This window comes from Pseudarthrobacter sp. 05T312 (assembly GCF_056396685.1).
In genome coordinates this window covers 753,368-770,501 of sequence record NZ_JBFTLY010000001.1, presented here as the reverse complement: position 1 = coordinate 770,501, position 17,134 = coordinate 753,368, and the positions used below count along the sequence as shown (strand labels likewise).

Annotated in this window: 12 protein-coding genes; 5 read left to right on the top strand and 7 right to left on the bottom strand. The window is 62.4% G+C overall.

Annotation, left to right across the window (positions count from 1 at the left end; genetic code table 11):
- The first annotated feature begins 67 nt into the window (after positions 1-67).
- From AC1DIP_RS03800 to AC1DIP_RS03790, 3 genes are read left to right on the top strand one after another with little or no spacing between them, the layout of a single operon-like run.
- Positions 68-997, top strand: a complete 930-nt coding sequence (locus AC1DIP_RS03800; protein WP_477732893.1) for a glycosyltransferase — start codon at positions 68-70, stop codon at positions 995-997.
- Positions 994-1,737, top strand: a complete 744-nt coding sequence (locus AC1DIP_RS03795) for a glycosyltransferase (protein WP_477732892.1) — start codon at positions 994-996, stop codon at positions 1,735-1,737. The genes AC1DIP_RS03800 and AC1DIP_RS03795 overlap by 4 nt, the downstream gene beginning before the upstream one ends.
- Positions 1,734-2,783, top strand: a complete 1,050-nt coding sequence (locus tag AC1DIP_RS03790) for a glycosyltransferase (protein ID WP_477732891.1) — start codon at positions 1,734-1,736, stop codon at positions 2,781-2,783. Before AC1DIP_RS03795 ends, AC1DIP_RS03790 begins: the two co-directional genes overlap by 4 nt.
- A 57-nt stretch (positions 2,784-2,840) precedes the next feature.
- On the opposite strand, the gene AC1DIP_RS03785 is transcribed toward AC1DIP_RS03790, so the two are convergent.
- Complete coding sequence (locus AC1DIP_RS03785) at positions 2,841-3,755, bottom strand: glycosyltransferase family 2 protein (RefSeq protein WP_477732890.1); 915 nt, start codon at positions 3,753-3,755, stop codon at positions 2,841-2,843.
- A gap of 147 nt (positions 3,756-3,902) precedes the next feature.
- On the opposite strand from AC1DIP_RS03785, the gene AC1DIP_RS03780 reads away from it, so the two are divergent.
- Positions 3,903-5,126: an MATE family efflux transporter gene (locus tag AC1DIP_RS03780; protein WP_477732889.1), complete on the top strand. Its 1,224-nt coding sequence runs from the start codon at positions 3,903-3,905 to the stop codon at positions 5,124-5,126.
- 64 nt (positions 5,127-5,190) lie between these two features.
- On the opposite strand, the gene AC1DIP_RS03775 is transcribed toward AC1DIP_RS03780, so the two are convergent.
- The 6 genes from AC1DIP_RS03775 to AC1DIP_RS03750 all read right to left on the bottom strand — a co-directional run bounded on the left by AC1DIP_RS03775 (position 5,191) and on the right by AC1DIP_RS03750 (position 12,842).
- Positions 5,191-7,209, bottom strand: a complete 2,019-nt coding sequence (locus tag AC1DIP_RS03775; protein ID WP_477732888.1) for a DUF6541 family protein — start codon at positions 7,207-7,209, stop codon at positions 5,191-5,193.
- Positions 7,210-7,321: 112 nt separating this feature from the next.
- Positions 7,322-8,047, bottom strand: coding sequence for an ATP-binding cassette domain-containing protein (locus AC1DIP_RS03770; protein WP_476211721.1), 726 nt, complete (start codon positions 8,045-8,047; stop codon positions 7,322-7,324).
- The gene (locus AC1DIP_RS03765) at positions 8,048-8,929 is read right to left on the bottom strand and encodes an ABC transporter permease (RefSeq protein ID WP_477732887.1); all 882 of its coding nucleotides are present in this window, start codon (positions 8,927-8,929) and stop codon (positions 8,048-8,050) included. It lies immediately after the preceding gene.
- The gene (locus tag AC1DIP_RS03760) at positions 8,926-10,950 is read right to left on the bottom strand and encodes a glycosyltransferase (protein WP_477732886.1); all 2,025 of its coding nucleotides are present in this window, start codon (positions 10,948-10,950) and stop codon (positions 8,926-8,928) included. Before AC1DIP_RS03760 ends, AC1DIP_RS03765 begins: the two co-directional genes overlap by 4 nt.
- On the bottom strand, positions 10,947-12,134 hold the full coding sequence (glf, locus tag AC1DIP_RS03755; RefSeq protein WP_477732885.1) for a UDP-galactopyranose mutase: 1,188 nt from the start codon (positions 12,132-12,134) through the stop codon (positions 10,947-10,949). Before glf ends, AC1DIP_RS03760 begins: the two co-directional genes overlap by 4 nt.
- 123 nt (positions 12,135-12,257) lie before the next feature.
- Complete coding sequence (locus AC1DIP_RS03750) at positions 12,258-12,842, bottom strand: acyltransferase (protein ID WP_477732884.1); 585 nt, start codon at positions 12,840-12,842, stop codon at positions 12,258-12,260.
- Between the two features lie 158 nt (positions 12,843-13,000).
- Here AC1DIP_RS03750 and AC1DIP_RS03745 point away from each other — a divergent pair, with 158 nt between their 5' ends.
- Positions 13,001-17,086, top strand: coding sequence for an FtsK/SpoIIIE domain-containing protein (locus AC1DIP_RS03745; protein ID WP_477732883.1), 4,086 nt, complete (start codon positions 13,001-13,003; stop codon positions 17,084-17,086).
- Positions 17,087-17,134: the final 48 nt, after the last annotated feature.

Below are 17,134 nucleotides of genomic sequence, written 5' to 3'. Positions count from 1 at the left end.
GTGCTGCCTGACAGTCCCCTCGCCTGCGGGTCGGTCAATCCGGATAAGCGAAAAGGAACAGTGAGACGTGACGCGCCAGAATGACGCCCGAGTGGTGGCCATTATTTCCGCATTCCATCCGCCCGAGGACCTGCCGGAGCGAGTCCTGCAGCTCAACAAGCAGGTAGCGCAGACCGTAGTGGTGGACGATGGTTCCGACGTGGATCGGTCCAGCACTGCATTGCAGGAGCTCGAGGCCATGGGCTGCACCGTAATCCGCATGCCCGAGAATTCTGGCATTGCCGCGGCACTCAACGCCGGCATCAACCTGGCGCTCGAGAAATGGTCCCCTGAATTCGTGGTGACTTTGGACCAGGATTCCGCCCTCGACCCGGGCTACATAGCTGCGGCGCTGGAAACCCTCGCTGACGCCAGGGCCAGGGGAATCCAGCCCGGGCTCATCAGCGCCCAATCGCACAACGGACTCAATGTTCCCCTGCTCAGCCGCAAGGCAGAGTTTCCCGAGGCCTTCGATCCGCTGCAGTCGGGTGCGCTGATTCCGGTCTCCACGCTCAAGGCCGTTGGCATGATGGACGAAAGGCTTTTTATCGACTGCGTGGACTCAGAGTTCAATCTCCGCGTTCGCTCACACGGACTTGCAACCCTGATTGGAAAGGGCTGCAACATGACCCATTCCCTGGGGCACGCGCAGCCAATGATGCTTTTCGGCTGGCATGTCACAGTCCTGGGCATCAAGCGGCATGTCCACTCGCACGCTCCGTTCCGCGTGTATTACATAACCCGAAACAGCATCTACTTGTGGCGCCAATACGGTGCACGCTTTCCGGGCTGGCTCGTTCGCCGGCTCCGCTTCCAATTGGAAAGCGACATCTTCAGGCTCCTGTATGGCGCCAACCGCAAAGGGCAGGTCTACGCATTGGCACGGGGTTGCTGGGATGGGTGGACCGGGCGCCTTGGGAAAATCGATCCTGCCCTGCAGAAGCGGATCAGCGCATGAGCACCACTGAAAACGTCAGGGTATCTGTATGCATGGCGACCTACAATGGCGAGGACTACGTAGCGGAGCAGATCGCGTCCATTCTCGACCAACTCGCCGTGAACGATGAGCTGATCATCGTCGATGATGCCTCGAAGGACGCAACGACCGACGTGGTCCGCAGCATCGATGACCCACGTATCAATCTCCTTCCCAGCCGAGAAAACCGTGGCTACGTGGCCAGCTTTGAGAAAGCCATCGCTGCCAGCAGGGGCGCGTACATCATGCTCTCGGATCAAGACGACGTCTGGCTCCCGGGACGGTTGGACAATCTCCTCAAGTCCTTGCAAACCAAGGCGTTCGCGGCAAGCAACTTCACCGTATTTGGTGGGCCGGCCAACAAACTGCAGAAAGTGCAACTTCGGGAAGCCGACAGCGGAAGGTGGATTGCGAACCTCGTTACCACCTGGATTGGCATAAGGCCTTACTACGGCTGCACCATGGCCTTCCGCTCCGACGCGAAAAAGCTCATTTTGCCTTTCCCATCGTTTTTGACGGAAACCCACGACCAGTGGATAGCCATTGTGGCGAACCTCAACCGGGAAATGGCCCACGTGGAACCGGCCACGGTGGCGCGCCGGTTGCACGAACAAAACACCACCCCCAAATCACGGCGCCCAATCTCCGTTATTGTCCGGGCAAGGATCATGCTGCTCCGCGCCTTCGGCGTTGCCCTTAGCAGAAAGCTGCGCGCCCAATGACTGGTAAGCCTCCCCTGCCCTCCGTACCGGCCGGTCGTTCCTACGCCGGCTCCTACGGAGCCGTGGCACTGGCTGCCTACGAGCCGGACGAAACCATGTTTGCGCGCCAACTTCTGTCCATCCAGGCCCAGACCCACAAAGAGTTCGTTTGCCTCATCTCTGCTGACGGCAACTACGGGCGCGTTCAGGACATTGTGAAGCGCACCTGCGGCGACGATGACCGCTTCCGAGTTCTCGGCTACGACACCAGGGTTGGATTCCATCATAATTTTGAGCGCGCGCTGGAAGCGGTGCCCTCAGAGGCCCGCTGGGTTGCCCTGAGCGACCAGGATGACTATTGGTATCCGCAAAAGCTCACCAAGTTGCTCCCGTACCTGGATGATGCTGCGCTTGTAACCTGCCAGGCACGGGTGGTGTCACCGGAAACTTCGATGGCAGACCCTGATCCGAGCCAAGGCAGGCTGACCGACCGGAAAAATGTGGGCGCAGCTGACCTCTTCGCCAACAACCAGGTGACAGGTTCGCTGTGCGCCTTCCGACGTGAAGTCCTTGAACTGGCGCTGCCCTTTCCGTCGCTGGCCGCACCCTCCCAGTACCACGATCATTGGCTCGCTCTTTGCGCCGTGGCTGGGGACGGCGTCAGGATCGAAGACCTTGTGCTGCAGGACTACATCCAACACGGTGGCAACGTAGTCGGCGAATCAAGCCAGAGCCTCCTCGGCTCGGTGCGCAACACCTACCGGTTTGTCCGCCGCTACGAAGGCAACGCCTCGGCCCGGAGTATCTGCAGGATCATCTACAAGACGGGGCTGGGCTGGCGGACACTGATGGCCCGCACACTTCTTCAACGTCTTGGGTCCGCGGTCCAGCCGGCCCCTACGGACCTCCAGTGTGCCCTGGAAGCCTATGCCAATCCCAAGACCATGCGACTGGTCCGGCTCTTGGCAGGCGGCTGGCGGCGACGGAACGTACCCGTGATGCGGGTCCTGGAAATCCTGCTCGGGATTGCCGCCAAACCATTCAGCGGCCGGGACATCCTGAGCTGATTCCCTGGGCGGGGCAGGGCCTATGGGCGCTGCCCCGCTCTGGCGGGGCAGCGCCGTTCAGCAGTTGATGAGCTTCCTGGCCTCGGTGCTCAGGGTGGCCAGCAGTTCTCCGGGCATCTGCCGGGTTGGCTTGGTAAAGAACCCCTGGCCGTACCCCTTGGCGACGGCAATGAGCCAGTCCTTCTTACTGCGGGCGGCGATGCCCTGTTGCAGGGAGTGTTGGATCACCAGCAGAACGTCGAACACATTGGTGCCCACCGGAAAGCCCCGTTCCCTGATGTACCAAAGACTGTTTCTGACGTGGAAGAACAACCGCGAGCCCATGTCTTCGCCAATACCTTTGGCTACGGGGTGGTTGACCTGGCTTTCCTTGACTGTCATAGCGAAGCCCATTTTGGAGAGCCTGTGGGTGTATTCGGAGTCGTCAATCCAAATGAAGAAGTCCTTGAACGGCAAGTGCGTCGTAGCGGCCACCTGGAGGTTGATCAGCACGCCCACAAAGGTGGCAGCGTCGATGGCTATGCCTCCGAGCTCGCTGGCCCGGACTTGCTTGTGCGCGTCCCGGCTCACGACCGGCGGGTTCCTCGGGTTAAATGCACCCCGGCCTGCGGTGACAAGGGAAGCCAGGAAGGCGGGGCGCGGTGTCATGGCCTCGAATCTCGCCATGAGCGGCTCCAGCGCGTCCAGTTCAGGTTCGGCATCGTCATCCATGAGCCACGCGGCATCATGTCCGTGCGCAAGGGCGATCTCTACCCCCCAGGCAAACCCTCCCGCTCCCCCAAGGTTGGCACCCGTCTCGAACATCGTGACACCAGGGTGCGAGTCACGGATGTACTGTGCACTGCCGTCCGTCGATCCATTCTCAATGACGATGATTTCATCGAGCGGCCTCGTCTGCTGCTCTAGAGCTGCCAGGCATTTCTTGAGGTAGTCAAGGCGGTTATAGGAGACAACGACAGCAGCTACGGACATTAAATTTCCTGACTTTTTGGATCAACTTCCCGGTACATCGTAGTCGACCCCGCGGACAATCCCCTTGTCCGGGGCAGCCCGGCACCTACTCTAAGCTGGTTACTTTGGCCCCTAACGTTTCACAGGCACGTTGAAGGAACAGAACCGATGAAAGCAATTGCCGCAGCGCTGGCCAGGTTGTCGAAGTTCGCCCTGACAGTCGGCCTCGGCACAGTCGTCGGACTTGTAGCAATTCCAATCATCACGAACGTCGTAGGCTCGGGGCTGTGGGCTATCCTTGCGCTGGTTCAGTCAATGGCAACCCTGTTTGGCGTCGTGGTCGCCTTCGGTTGGGGGACGGTCGGACCATCAATGGTCGCGACTTTGCCAGCGGAAAAGCGTCCCCAGCTATTCGCCGACTCACTCGTAACGCGCTCCTACCTGTACCTGCTGACCGCACCGATTATGGGTTTGATCATGATGGCGCTGCAGCCGGCACACGCCGCCTTCGTTTTCCTCGCCTCATTGACCTACTTGCTCCCTTTCCTGGGTGCCCCCTGGTACTTTATTGGCGAGGCAAAGCCCACCCGGCTGTTCCTGGCGGATGCGCTCCCGCAACTCGCCGGCACCATCACAGGTCTTTTCGTTCTCACGTTTACGCGGGACCTGACGTACATGGTGCTGACGCAAATGCTTTTCGGCCTGTTTGCCGTAGCCCTCAGCGCAGTTGTAGTCCTTCGTTCGGCGTCGCCAGCGTTGTCATGGGACTTCTCGATACGGGGATCCTGGTCGCGGATGCAGCTGCAAAGGCACGGCGTTATCACCGCTGCAACTGGAAGTCTCTATGTAAACCTGCCGATACTGGCCGTCAACGTCCTGATTCCAGCGCAATTGGATGTGTACGCCTTTGCTGACCGGCTTTTCCGATACGGCGCCGTTGCCTTCTCGCCGGTACTGCAGTTCATCCAGGGCTGGATTCCGGAAGGTGGCCTCACGGACCAGAAGCACCGGATCCGTCGCGCAGCCCAGGCAGCTCCCGTTCTCGGCGTCGCCGGCGGGCTTGCTCTCGCTCTTCTGGGACCCTTTGCGGCCCAGGTGCTTGTCAAGGACCCCATCCCATTTGGCAGCAGCCTCAGCATACCTATCGGGGTTGCCTTTGCCGCCGTGGCCCTGTCCCAAGTGTTGGGTCTGGCGTGCCTCGTCGCCATAGGCCAGGCGCGGGAGCTAGCCCGGTCAACCCTTATTGGGGCTGTAGCAGGCGCTCCCATGGTCGTTGTCGGGGCGGTCAGTGTCGGTGTAGTGGGCGTCGCCTGGGCGGTTGCCATATCCGAAGCACTTGTTGCCGGCTACCAACTTCTGGTTTTGCGGCGCCATATGAGTACTCGGACCTGAGCCAGCGGGCCCTGTCCACGCGCCTGACAAGCGAAGGGCCACTCGCCCGAAGCAAATCCGGCAATTAGGGGGCCGGGCACAGATCGAGCCTGTAGAGCTTCGCTTCCCCCTGAGAATCTTCAAGCGTTGCCATACCTGCGGCTATGAGCGCATCCAGTCCTTTGTAACCGCTGTCCCGGCCGTGCACCTCGCGGTGCCCGAAGTCGAGGATGTACTCGATTTTGAGGTTCTCTACGGCCGGGCAGACTGTCGGGTCGTCCTTGGCGGGAAGAGGACCATTGAGCAACGGGACCGCGCCCTGGGGAACAGCGCTCAGGATATGCAGTTGGACCAGCTTGCGGTCAGCAAAGGCATAGGCGAGGGAGCTGCCGTTCCAGGGATTGCCAACCATTAGGGCGTCCTTGGGCACTTCTCCGGGCAGTCGCTTGATAAGGGCCATCTCGTCACTCGATATCAGCGGAGAATTCTCCGCCAACCGGTAAGACCCTGCCATGGATGACTGCGCCTGGGCTACGTTTCCGCGTTGAGTGGCTGCTGTCATGGCGACGATCATGATGATCCCCGCCGCGGCAACGAGACCCGCAGGCCCAAGCATTGGGCTCCTGGAAGCCCGCTCGGCCGGCCGGGAGGGCTTCACCCTGTTCAGGTGGGCGGCACCCGCCATCAGAGCGGAGGAGACCCATGTCCATACTTCGACGGCGCCCCTGCAGGCAAGCGGAATTGTCACCAAGGGCAGGAGTGCCGCGAGGCGCGGCGGATCGTTATACCAGATACCGGTGAGAGACAGCCGGAAGTCGTCAGCGGGGAAAGAACTGACCACAACGAAGAGTGCCCCTGCGACCAAGTACATTCCCAGTAACCACAGTTGTCGCTTGGAACGGATGATCACATAGGTGCCAAGGAGCGTCAGTGCCATGACCGCCCACGCAACGGGACGTCCGATCCCCGAACTGCCAATCAGTTCGCCGATAGCCTGCCCCGTCGTCTCCACTGGCGGCCAGAAGGCGGCCTCGGCCGGCGGACGTACCAGGTCCCATAAAAGGCGGATCAGTACGACGGCGGCAATGAAGGCCAGTCCGAGGGTGGCCGAAGCTACAACGCGTCTCCGTCCTGTCCTGGACCTGATCGTGTCCGCGCAAACGCGGATATACACGTAAATGGCGGGAGGCAGCATCAGGGCCAGCCAGGCCATGGCAGCGCTGGGGTGGGCAAGGGCCATCCCAGGAAGGACGGCGAGCAACACAAGCAGGCTAATGATTCTGGAACCGTGTGAGACGGCGGACAGGCCAAGTGCGTCCAGACCCACTGCCAAAACCAGTGGCAGGAGTGCCAGGGCCAGGAAGTTCGGGTAGAGAACTCCGAAATCGAGCAGTGAAATGGGGAAAGCACCAAAGGCAGCTGACAAGATGCCTGCAGTGATGCTTACCGCCGGACGGCGTCCCCATAGTGTTTGAGCAAGGTAGATGCACCCGATTGGCCACACCAAGGCGGCAACTGCGATATTGACGGCATTGACGGAGGACGTGATTTCCCCACCACCGACACTGACAAGTAGTGACACGAGGTCGTGCCACGCGGCAGGATAGGAGCCCGCACCTGTCATGGCGTTGAGTGTGAGGGACGAGCCGGAACCAGTGTCGAGAATGTACCGGACAGCGTTGAGGTGGAAAACGTTGTCGAAGGTCTGCGAGAACGACTCGGGCGATCCGATGGCGTTCACGAGCCGGCGCCCGACCAGGACGGCCGCCAAGAGTGTTGCCGCCAGGGAGGCCGCCATCCACTGGCGCGGTTCGGCCCCGTGGTCCGTTACTGCCGTCCCCTTCCGCCTGGAGAGCAAAACCGACGCAGCAAGAGCCACCACGGCCATTCCGATGGTTACCGCAACGACCGGCAGCAATGACCAGGCGACACCGGCGAAAGGTGCGGCAATGGCGGCCACGGCGATGACCGAGACACTTATCCCCGGCGCCACCGCAACCGCCCGGGGCAAGCCAAGCCGCGCTGCAAGGCCGACGGCAAGTCCCGGAATGAAGATCAGGGCCACCGCGAGGAGAAGTTGAGGTGTTGCATCAAACCAAGACAAAAGTCCTCCATACGGCTACCGTGAGCGCAGGTGCAGTGCACGAGCCTGCACCTGACTGCTGAAAACATCACAGACGGCCCAGCCGGGTGTCCGTGAAAGAAAGTTACTTGGGCTACTTGCGCAACAGGCCGACGGCCTCGTGGATCGGTCCGTCGAAGATCAGCTCTCCATGCTTAAGGAGAACACCGCGCCTGCAGATCCTGGAGACAAGGTCTAGGTCGTGGCTCACCACCACGAGGGTTTTGCCGTCCCGCGCCAAATCCTGGATCTTGTCGATACATTTTCGCTGGAAAGGCTCATCGCCTACCGCAAGGATTTCATCGATCAGGAAGACTTCGGGGTCCGTATGCACGGCCACCGAAAACGCCAGCCGGAGGTACATCCCGGACGAGTAGAACTTCACTTCCGTATCGATGAACTGGCCTATCTCGGAGAATTCGACAATATCGTCGAATCTGTCCTTGATCTGCTGCTCAGTCATTCCCAGGATGGCACCGTTGAGGAACACGTTGTCGCGGCCCGACAGGTCTGGGTGGAAGCCTGCGCCTACTTCGATGAGCCCGGCGACCCGGCCCCTTGTTTTCACCGATCCGGTGTCGGGGAGCATGACTCCGGAAATGTGCTTGAGCAGGGTGGACTTGCCGGAACCGTTCAGGCCCAGGAGGGCAACAGTTTCCCCTGCCTCGATGTCAACGGAAACGTTTTTCAGGGCGTGGAACTTCTCGGACAGGTCACCCTTGCGCCCCTTCACGAGCCAGACAACGGCCTCCTTGATGGACCGCGTGTGGCGAAGGACAAACTGCTTGCTGATGTCAGTGACTTCGATTGCCTTGACCACTTAGAGCTCCTGCGCGAAACGGCCCTCGAGCCGCCGGAAAGTGAATTGACCGAGTACGAGAATGGCCAAGGACACGCCCAGCCCAACAAACAGCCAAAGACTGAAGAGATTCGGGGGCATGGCGACGGATCCGTCTGTTGTGGGAAACCAGAACGCATAGTGGAAGAGTTCCACCCCGATGGTGATCGGGTTTGCCTGGTAGATGGCGAACCACCCTGCGCCAAGCTTCTCCTGGACCATTGACCAGGCGTACATAACCGGGGATGCCCACGTTGCGATCATGAGGAGCATGTCCACCAGGTTCTCGGAGTCGCGGAAGTAGACGTTGGCCGCCCCGAACAGGAGGCCTAGACCGGTAGCGAGCAGGGCAACGATGACAAATCCCGCAACTGCAGCCAGCAGTTGGACAAGGTTGGGATGCCACCCGGCGAGCACGCACCCGATGACCAGGACCACCAGCTGGGGAAAGAAGTGCACGGCCGATACCCAGACGGACGCAACGGGAAAGAGCTCGCGCGGAAGATAGATCTTCTTGATGAGGTTTCCGTTGTTCACGATCGACCGTGCCGCGTTGCCCAGCGCCTCCGTGAAAAAGTTGATCAGGACGATGCCGGAAAACAGGTAGACCGCGTAGTTCGCTAACCCTTCCGGGTTCCGCGCGCTGCGTTCCAGGCCGAGGAAGACCCCCAGGGCCACATAGAAGACTATGAACTGCACGCCAGGCTTCACGTAAGACCAGAGGAGGCCCAGCACGGAGCCCCGGTAGCGAACCTTCAGCTCTTTCCTGACCAACAGCTTGAGCAGGAAGCCGGACTGCCTGATGTCCCGCAGCCCGCCTCCCAGCCCGGGAGTAGTTAGTTCCCCGGATGCAACAGCGCTCACTTGATCTCGTTCTGGGTGTGCTGCTCGAACGTCTTCCTCCACGACTCCATGGAAGTCAGGTCTGAAACGGCGGCTTTGTATTGCTTGCTGAGGGCAGGCCACTCCTTTAGCAGGGCCGAGTGGAGCTTGGCGCTGTCGGCCAGCATCTTCCTCAGCTGCTTGGGATCACGGCGGTACCAGGAGGCCCCAGTGCCTTCGGCGTTGGACACCACGGCACTGTCGTACTGGGCCATCCGCCACCACCGGTTGTCCTGGTGCGCGATCGTCGTCTGTGGCCGTTCTGCGCTGGTGCCCTTGACAGGGCTTGCCAACTGCCGGACAACGGTCTTCGCGGCCCATGGAAGGAGTGAGAGCTTTCCGGGCTGCGACGGGCCGTGTCCACGGCGCGGCGGTTTGTCCATCTTCGGCGCGGGGAAGTCCTCGGGGTCCGGCCGGAAGACCGCGTCGGAGTGCGCGGCCATCATCTCGCGGATCTGGGGCAGTTTGGCGGACAGAAGCCCGGGCAGGGCATCCGGCCCCTTCAGCACATCCTCCAAAGCCCACTGCCGGCCCTGGGCCGTGGCGTACTGCATCGAGACCAGGTGCTTAACGTCGGCGTACTGCGACTCTTTGATGACCCGGCCGCCGAACTCGTAGGGGCTGTGCAGGAGCGCAGCCACGACCCTGTTCCGGGCGTGGAAGTAGGCCTGCCAGCCCACAAGGTCGTCCTTGTCGATCCACGAAACGTGCCAGACAGCTGAGCCGGGCAAGGACACGGTCGGGTAACCTGCGGCTTTGGCCCGCAACCCGTATTCCGAGTCGTCCCACTTGATGAACAGGGGAAGTGACAACCCGATCTCACGGATCACTTGAGTGGGGATAAGGCACATCCACCAGCCGTTGTAATCGACATCGCAACGCCGGTGCAGCCAGGGCGTCTGGCGCAGGTTGGAGGACAGGAAGTCGTGCCCCAGGATCATGTCTTCGCTGGGCAGGGACGGCTGGAACCTGTAGGGGTTCACGACTTCACCGAAGGTGTGCAGGACAGTACGGTTGTAAAGGTCGAACATGTGGCCGCCCACGAGCGTGGGAGTCTTGCACCGGTCCGCGAAAGTCAGCAGGCGGATAATGCTCTCCGGTTCGACAACCACGTCATCGTCCATGAGCAAGGCGTAATCGCTGCCGTTCTCAACAGCTTCGAACATACCGCGGGCAAAGCCGCCGGACCCGCCGAGGTTGGACTGGTTGATGATGCGCAGCTTGCCGCTGAGGGACCGCTTGACTTCTTCGAAGCCGTCGGCGTCGGCAAGTTTCTGCGTGCCCTGGTCCACTATCAGGATCTCCTGAACGTGTGCGAGGGCTTCCTCGCTTTCTGCGAGCAGCCGCAGGTTGTTCAGGCAAAAGTCCGTTTTGTTCAGGGTGGTGATCTGCAGCGTGACCGAACCCGGCTTCGCCTCAACTGCGGCACCCTGCCATTCGGCGTCGAGCATGATCAGCGGCTCTGTGCCCGCGAGCAAATCAAACCAATACCACCCGCCGTCGCCGAAGGGGGCGAGGGAAAGTTCGAAGGTGCTCTCGGCGGTGCCGTCGACCCGGCGGGTGTCTACCCGCTGGAGGGACCCTCGTGCGTTCGACTTGTACACGATGACCGAGCCGGCGCCCTGGGTGCGAACCTGCAGCCGGACTCTGTCTACGGTGGTCCACCGCCGCCAGTAGCTTGCCGGGAAAGCATTGAAGTAGGTGCCGAAGGACACCCTTTCACCCGAACGGACAGACGTGGAATGACGTGAAAGGAAATCTTCCACGTGGGCTTCCTTGGTGGGGCTGCTGATGGTCCGGGCTTTGGTCGCTTTCCCGTCCCGGTCGCCTGCAGTGGGCAGCTGGATGCCAGTGGCAGTTCCCATGTCCATGTAGAGGGGCACGGTATCCATCTGGGTGGCGCTCGGCAGGATCACGCGCTGAAGCGTTTGCCATGCTTGTCGGCCCTGCGCAGAATCAGTCTTCACGGAATTCTTGGTCTTGTTGTCGGTAGGGACGCTCATGCGTCGACTCCCCCGCTTTCAAGCTGTACGCCGCTTTCGAAGTGCGGCCTGATCTTGTTGTCGAACATGCTCAGCGCGGCTCCGATGGCCATGTGCATGTCCAGGTACTTGTAGGTGCCCAGCCGGCCGCCGAAGAGGACGTCCTTCTCGGCTGCCGCAAGATCGCGGTACTTGAGCAGGCGCTCCCTGTCAGCGGAGGTGTTCACGGGGTAATAGGGCTCGTCGCCCTTTTCCGCGAACCGCGAGAACTCGCGCATGATGACCGTCTTGTCCGTCTGGTAATCGCGCTCGGGGTGGAAATGGCGCGGTTCGATAATGCGCGTGTAGGAGACGTCGTCGTCGTTGTAGTTCACCACCGAAGTACCCTGGAAGTCCCCCACCTCAAGGACTTCTTCCTCGAAGTCGATGGTTCGCCAGGACAGGTCACCCTCGGCGTAGTCGAAGTACCGGTCAACCGGACCCGTGTAGACAACGGGAATGTTGCCGACGACCTTGTTCTTGCTGTACTCATGCGACTCATCGAAGAAGTCGGTATTGAGCCGCACCTCGATGTTGGGGTGCTCAGCCATCTTTTCGATCCAGGCGGTGTAACCGTTGGTGGGCAGGCCCTCGTACTTGTCGTTGAAGTACCTGTTGTCGTAGTTGTATCGCACGGGAAGCCGGGAGATGATGCCAGCCGGCAGGTCCTTGGGATCCGTCTGCCACTGCTTGCCGGTGTAGTGCTTGATGAACGCCTCGTACAGCGGGCGGCCGATCAACTGGATGCCCTTGTCGTTCAGGTTCTGGGGGTCGGTTCCAGCCAGTTCGCCGGCCTGCTCCTGGATGAGGTCCCTGGCCTGCCCGGGCGTGAGGTTGGCCCGGAAGAACTGGTTGATGGTGGCGAGGTTGATCGGCAGGGAATAGACCTCGCCCTTGTGCACGCCGTAGACCTTGTGCACGTAGTCAGTGAAGGTAGTGAACCTGTTGACGTACTCCCACACACGTTCGTTGGAGGTGTGGAACAGGTGGGCGCCGTACCGGTGGATCTCAATCCCGGTCTGCTCTTCCTTCTCGCTGTACGCGTTGCCGCCGATGTGGTGGCGGCGGTCGATGACGACGACCTTCAGGCCGAGCTCAGTGGCGGCCTGTTCTGCGATTGTCAGGCCAAAAAAGCCGGACCCTACGATGACGAGGTCAGCAGTCACAAAATCTCCTGGTTCGAATGCGGGCAGCGCAAGGGTGCGCATTGTCTGCTGCTCTAGCCTACCCGAGGGACTGGAGGGCCCGTCGAATCAGTGCGCGCGCTGTGACCCGGCACACAAGCCGCTTCACGCGGCCCGCAGCACTCCCCCGTTCTCGAAGAATGCGTCCCCCGTTGCCGGGCAAACCCACCGGTCATCCTCGCGTTGGAGCGGTTGGCCTGCCTTTCCCACCCATCCAATCCGGCGTGCGGGAACACCCGCTACGAGGGCAAAGTCCGGCACGTCTTTGGTGACGACGGCGCCTGCCGCCACCATCGCCCACGCGCCAATGGTCAGGGGTGCTACACAGACGGCCCGGGCGCCGATCGCGGCTCCCCGCCTGATGGTCACGCCCACTTTGTCCCAGTCATTCTCCGTCTTCAGGGCCCCCTCCGGGGTCACCGCGCGGGGAAAGACATCATTGGTCAGCACTACTGCCGGGCCAATGAAAACCCCGGCTTCCAAGACTGCAGGCTCGTACACCAACGCATAATTTTGTACCTTACAGTTCTCCCCCAGGATCACTCCCGGGCCTATGTAGGCGCCGCGGCCTATAACGCAGTTCTCCCCCAGCCGCGCCGCTTCCCTGATCTGGGCAAGATGCCACACCTTGCTGCCGCGGCCTATGTGGGCACCGTCATCGATGTCCGCGCTGTCAGCAATCGTGTTCAAAGGGACTCCTTCGCTGCTGCCGGACCGCAAGCAAGGCCCAGGGTGTAGTGATCCTAACCGGCCGGTCCCGGTCAGCGGACCACCGAAACCGCACGTTTATCCACATAGGCCTTAAAGCTTCTGCCGGTGACTGCATCCCGTGTCTAGCGTGTGGGTACATGTACGAAGGATCCCAGCCCATGATGCTCAACTGCACACTGGTGGACGGCCCCGGATCATCGCGGGGCCAGGCACCTGCGGAACTCTCAATCAGCGCTCCGGCCGGCACGGCAGGCTCCGTAATTCACGAACAATTGGTCCGGAAATTCCATGCGGGCATCGTAACCGTGCAGGGACAGGACCTGCGTTCCCTGGTCCTCGGAGTGGCACCCCTTGTAGAGGCAGCGGTCCTTGTCGACGGCGGCACTTCCGTTCCGGATGGGCGGACCCGCCGGCCGGCTCCCGGGACGGCGCCTCCCCTGGTGCTTGCCGTCGACAGCGGACCAGCAGCGGGCACGGTCGTTCCATTACGGCGCGGCAGCTACAGTATCGGCAGAAGCGGAACGCGGATAGCCATCCCGGACCCGGAACTGTCGCGTGAGCACGCACGGGTCGTGGTCACAGATACCGACATCCTGTTGATGGACCTGGACAGTGCCAACGGCACCTATGTCGATGGTGAAAGGATCCGGACCAGGGTCATATCCACGGAGTCAAGCATCAGGTGCGGGCAGTCAAACCTTTCGCTCGTATTTGCAGAACCGCCTGGCCGGGCTCTGGCTGACGCCGGATCGTCTGTGACAGAGCCCATCGTCGTACATGGCCGTGCATACGCCGGCAATCGGACAGCCCTGGTCCTGGCTGCGGTCCTCCCCCTGGCCATCGGGGTGCTGCTGGCCGTGTTTACTGGAATGTGGATGTTCCTCGCCTTTTCCGCGGCGTCCGTAGTGTCTGTCCTGGTTCCTGCTGTCACCGGCAGGCGGGAGAAAAGGGAGCTTTCCGCTGCCACGAAGGCGGCCGTTGCGGAAGACCGGGAACGCCGGCTGCGGAGCGCCCCTCCCCTTTCCCTCGTCGCCTTGGCCGCACAGCCGGCTGATGGGACGTCCGGCCCCGGGGCCGGCGGCGTGTGGTTGCGGCTGGGACAGGCCGACCAGGCAGCCAATGTCAGGGTTGAAGGGCAAGGTGCCGGCTGGGTCGCGCCGAAGGCGGGCATGGTTCCGGTCGTCCTCGACCCGGACTGCCAGTTCACCGCCGTGAGCGGTCCGCGGTCCGCCACCGACGGCGCAATGCGGTCCGTCCTGATGCAACTGGCGGGGTATCCGCGTGCAGCGGGGACGCACGTTCTCGTCCACGGGAAGCCGGAAAGCCTTCCCCTCTCCGCCCGCTACCTGCCCCGGGTGACCCTGGCCGCAACGCCACACGCAGCCCTCGGTGTCGTAAACAAAGGGCATCCCCACGGCTGCGAGCGCGGTGTCCTGCTTATCCAGGGGGAATGCCCGGCCGGAGCCGCTGACCTGTCAGTACGGGACGCGGCGGTCCGGCGGGGATGGCAAGTGCTGCAGCTCCAGGCCCTGGACGGGACGTCCTCAACTTCGGACGTCGTCCTCTCCGAACGCAACTCTGTCCTGACCCAGGATCTCCGCGAGACCACCTTTGTTCCCGATCTGGTCCCGGAGTCTGTCTTCACTGATTTTTGCCGGCGCTTGGCGGTCGCACGGAGGCAGGACAACGACCGGCCGGGTTCCGTTCCCGCTGCCTGCGGCCTTGGCGAAGTCCTGCCCTTGACGCCCACTGCCACCGCTGACCGCTGGCAGTCAAGCCTGCACAAGGATGGACTGGCCATACCGCTGGGCATCTGCGCATCCGGAACCAGGACCGTTGATTTGCAGTACGACGGGCCCCACCTGTTGGTGGCGGGCACCACTGGCTCCGGGAAGTCGGAGCTGCTCCGGAGCCTCGCCTTGGCACTCGCCCTGAGCTATCCGCCCGAGCGGGTCAACTTCTTCTTCATCGATTTCAAGGGCGGTTCAGGACTCGGCCCGCTCAGTGGCCTCATCCACTGCGTGGGCCTCCAGACCGACTTGGCCGGCTCCGACATGGAACGAACGCTGACCTCGTTGCGCGCCGAGCTGCGCCTCCGGGAGAAGTGCATTGCGGACGCCAACGTCCCGGACATAACCACGTACCGATCCACCAGCGCCGCGGAGGATTTTGCCCTCCCGCACCTGGTCATCGTCATCGACGAGTTCAGGATGCTGGTTGATGACCTGCCGGAGGTACTCCGTGAGTTGTTGAGGATAGCGTCCATTGGGCGCTCCCTGGGCATCCATTTGATCATGGCAACCCAGCGGCCGCAGGGCGCGCTTACAGCGGACATCCGCGCGAACGTGACCACAAGCATCGCTCTTCGCGTGCAATCCGAGATGGAGTCGGTGGATATCGTCAATTGCAGGAGTGCGGCCGGGATCAGTGTTGACGCTCCCGGCCGGGCTTTCCTTGTCCGTGGAACGGAGGCCGCCGAGGAGTTCCAGGGGGCGTCCCTGGCCCGAGCGGCACCGGGCCAAGGTCCGGGTGTCATTTCCGTGCGCAGGACAACGGACTTCCTGGCCTGCCAAGTGGCCGGGACAGCCAACACACCGGCTACTGCGCCCACTCCAGCGCAGGCAGTGGAACCCCTGGTGGCAATGGTGCGGAACCTCTGCACCCAGGAGGGCAAGGCGGCCCCGAGGAGGCCTGTTGCCCCAGCCCTGCCGGAGGATCTGGAAGAACCTGCCTCCCACCCGTCAGCAAGCCCTGGTCTCCCCGGCCTGGGGGCCGCGGACTGCGCCGCCGGGGTTTGCCTCGGCCTGACGGACAGGCCGGAGAAGCAACGGGTAGAACCCCTGGTGTGGGATCCCGCCCACCACGGCCACGCAGCCTTTGTCGGCAGCCCCGTGTCCGGCTCGCAGGCAGCACAGGAACTCGCCGTCCACAAGCTGATCACCAGAGCCGAGGAAGCCCACTTCTACGTCCTGGACGCTGCAGGAAGTTTCCTCGAGCTGGCGGGCGCAGGACGGATGGGCGCCCGGGCCGGACTGGATGACCTGCGGCGAGGGGTGCGGATTCTTGAGCGGTTGGCCGGGGAGCTGGGCCGGCGGAGGAGCCATCCAGCTCCCGGGCAGGTGCGTATTGTCCTGGTCGTTTCGAGCTGGGGATCCTGGGTGTCGGCTTTCCGTTCTGGGCCGCTGGCCTGGGCTGAAGACTTGGTGCACGATCTTGTCCGCGACGGCGCCAAGGCAGGACTCACGGTTCTGCTCTCCGGGGAGCGGGAACTTGTCACGTCCAGATTCTTCGGCGCCGTACCTAACCGCTTCTACTTCCCAGCCGGTTCCACCGAGGAGGGCCGCGCCATGTGGCCCCGGATGTCCTCGTTGCCCTCAGCCGAGGGACGGGCTGTTGCCTTCGGGCCGGTCTCAGGCGGCGGTCCGGCAATCTGCCAGTTCTATCGGAGTGCTGCCCCGGGGCGGCGGGACGACGGTGGCCCGGAGTATCCGGCTTCCCGGGTACCTCCCCTCCGGGTTGAGCCTCTCCCTGCGCTCATCACGGTCCGGCAGGTCGGAGCGATGGCACTACCGGCGGTGGCGCAGCCGCCATCAGATCAGATCCCGGCAGGTCGGTCACCCTCCGCCAGCGACCGCGGGAGGGGTAACACTCAAATACATGCGGTGCAGCGCGATAAGTTGCTGGGGGTGGCCGGCGACGAGGTCGCCGCCGCGTTCTTCCGGGTCCCGGGCAACGCGGTAGTGGCGGTCCTTGGCAGCCCGGGAAGCGGTAAGAGCAACACACTGCGCGCACTGCAGGCGCTTAACCCATCCCAACCGTGGTGCGCGCATCAAGGGCCACCGCACTCCGCAGAAGAGTTTTGGGCCGGGATCCTCCGGCAGGCCGAAGATGGGTCCTTGCTGCGGGAAACAACACTGCTGGTTGACGATGCCGACCAACTTCCGCCTCCGGCGCTAAGGGATCTGGATCACCTGCATTCCTTGGGCCATTCCCTGGTGGTGTCTGCCGCCTACAGTCCCATGCTTTTCCAGCGCGTCCCGCTGATGATGACCGCCCGGGCTTCCGGCGTCGGCCTGTTGCTTGGCCCGCGTTCCATGGCCGATGGCGACCTCTTCGGCGTCCGGTTCGATGTCGAATCCAATGCCCCGCCGGGGCGGGCCGTCTTGATCTCAGGCGGCCGCGCAGTCTCGTTCCAGGTGGCCTGGGCCGGAACCGACGAGTGATCCCGTTCGTGCGTTGGCCTCGACGAGGCCCGTTGCTGCAGCGACGAC

What these genes read in the sequence shown, in the direction of transcription:
- AC1DIP_RS03795 (WP_477732892.1), top strand. Translation starts at nt 994, where the DNA reads ATGAGCACCACTGAAAACGTCAGGGTATCTGTATGCATGGCGACCTAC.
- AC1DIP_RS03790 (WP_477732891.1), top strand. Translation starts at nt 1,734, where the DNA reads ATGACTGGTAAGCCTCCCCTGCCCTCCGTACCGGCCGGTCGTTCCTAC.
- AC1DIP_RS03785 (WP_477732890.1), bottom strand. Translation starts at nt 3,755, where the DNA reads ATGTCCGTAGCTGCTGTCGTTGTCTCCTATAACCGCCTTGACTACCTC.
- AC1DIP_RS03780 (WP_477732889.1), top strand. Translation starts at nt 3,903, where the DNA reads ATGAAAGCAATTGCCGCAGCGCTGGCCAGGTTGTCGAAGTTCGCCCTG.
- AC1DIP_RS03760 (WP_477732886.1), bottom strand. Translation starts at nt 10,950, where the DNA reads ATGAGCGTCCCTACCGACAACAAGACCAAGAATTCCGTGAAGACTGAT.
- AC1DIP_RS03745 (WP_477732883.1), top strand. Translation starts at nt 13,001, where the DNA reads ATGTACGAAGGATCCCAGCCCATGATGCTCAACTGCACACTGGTGGAC.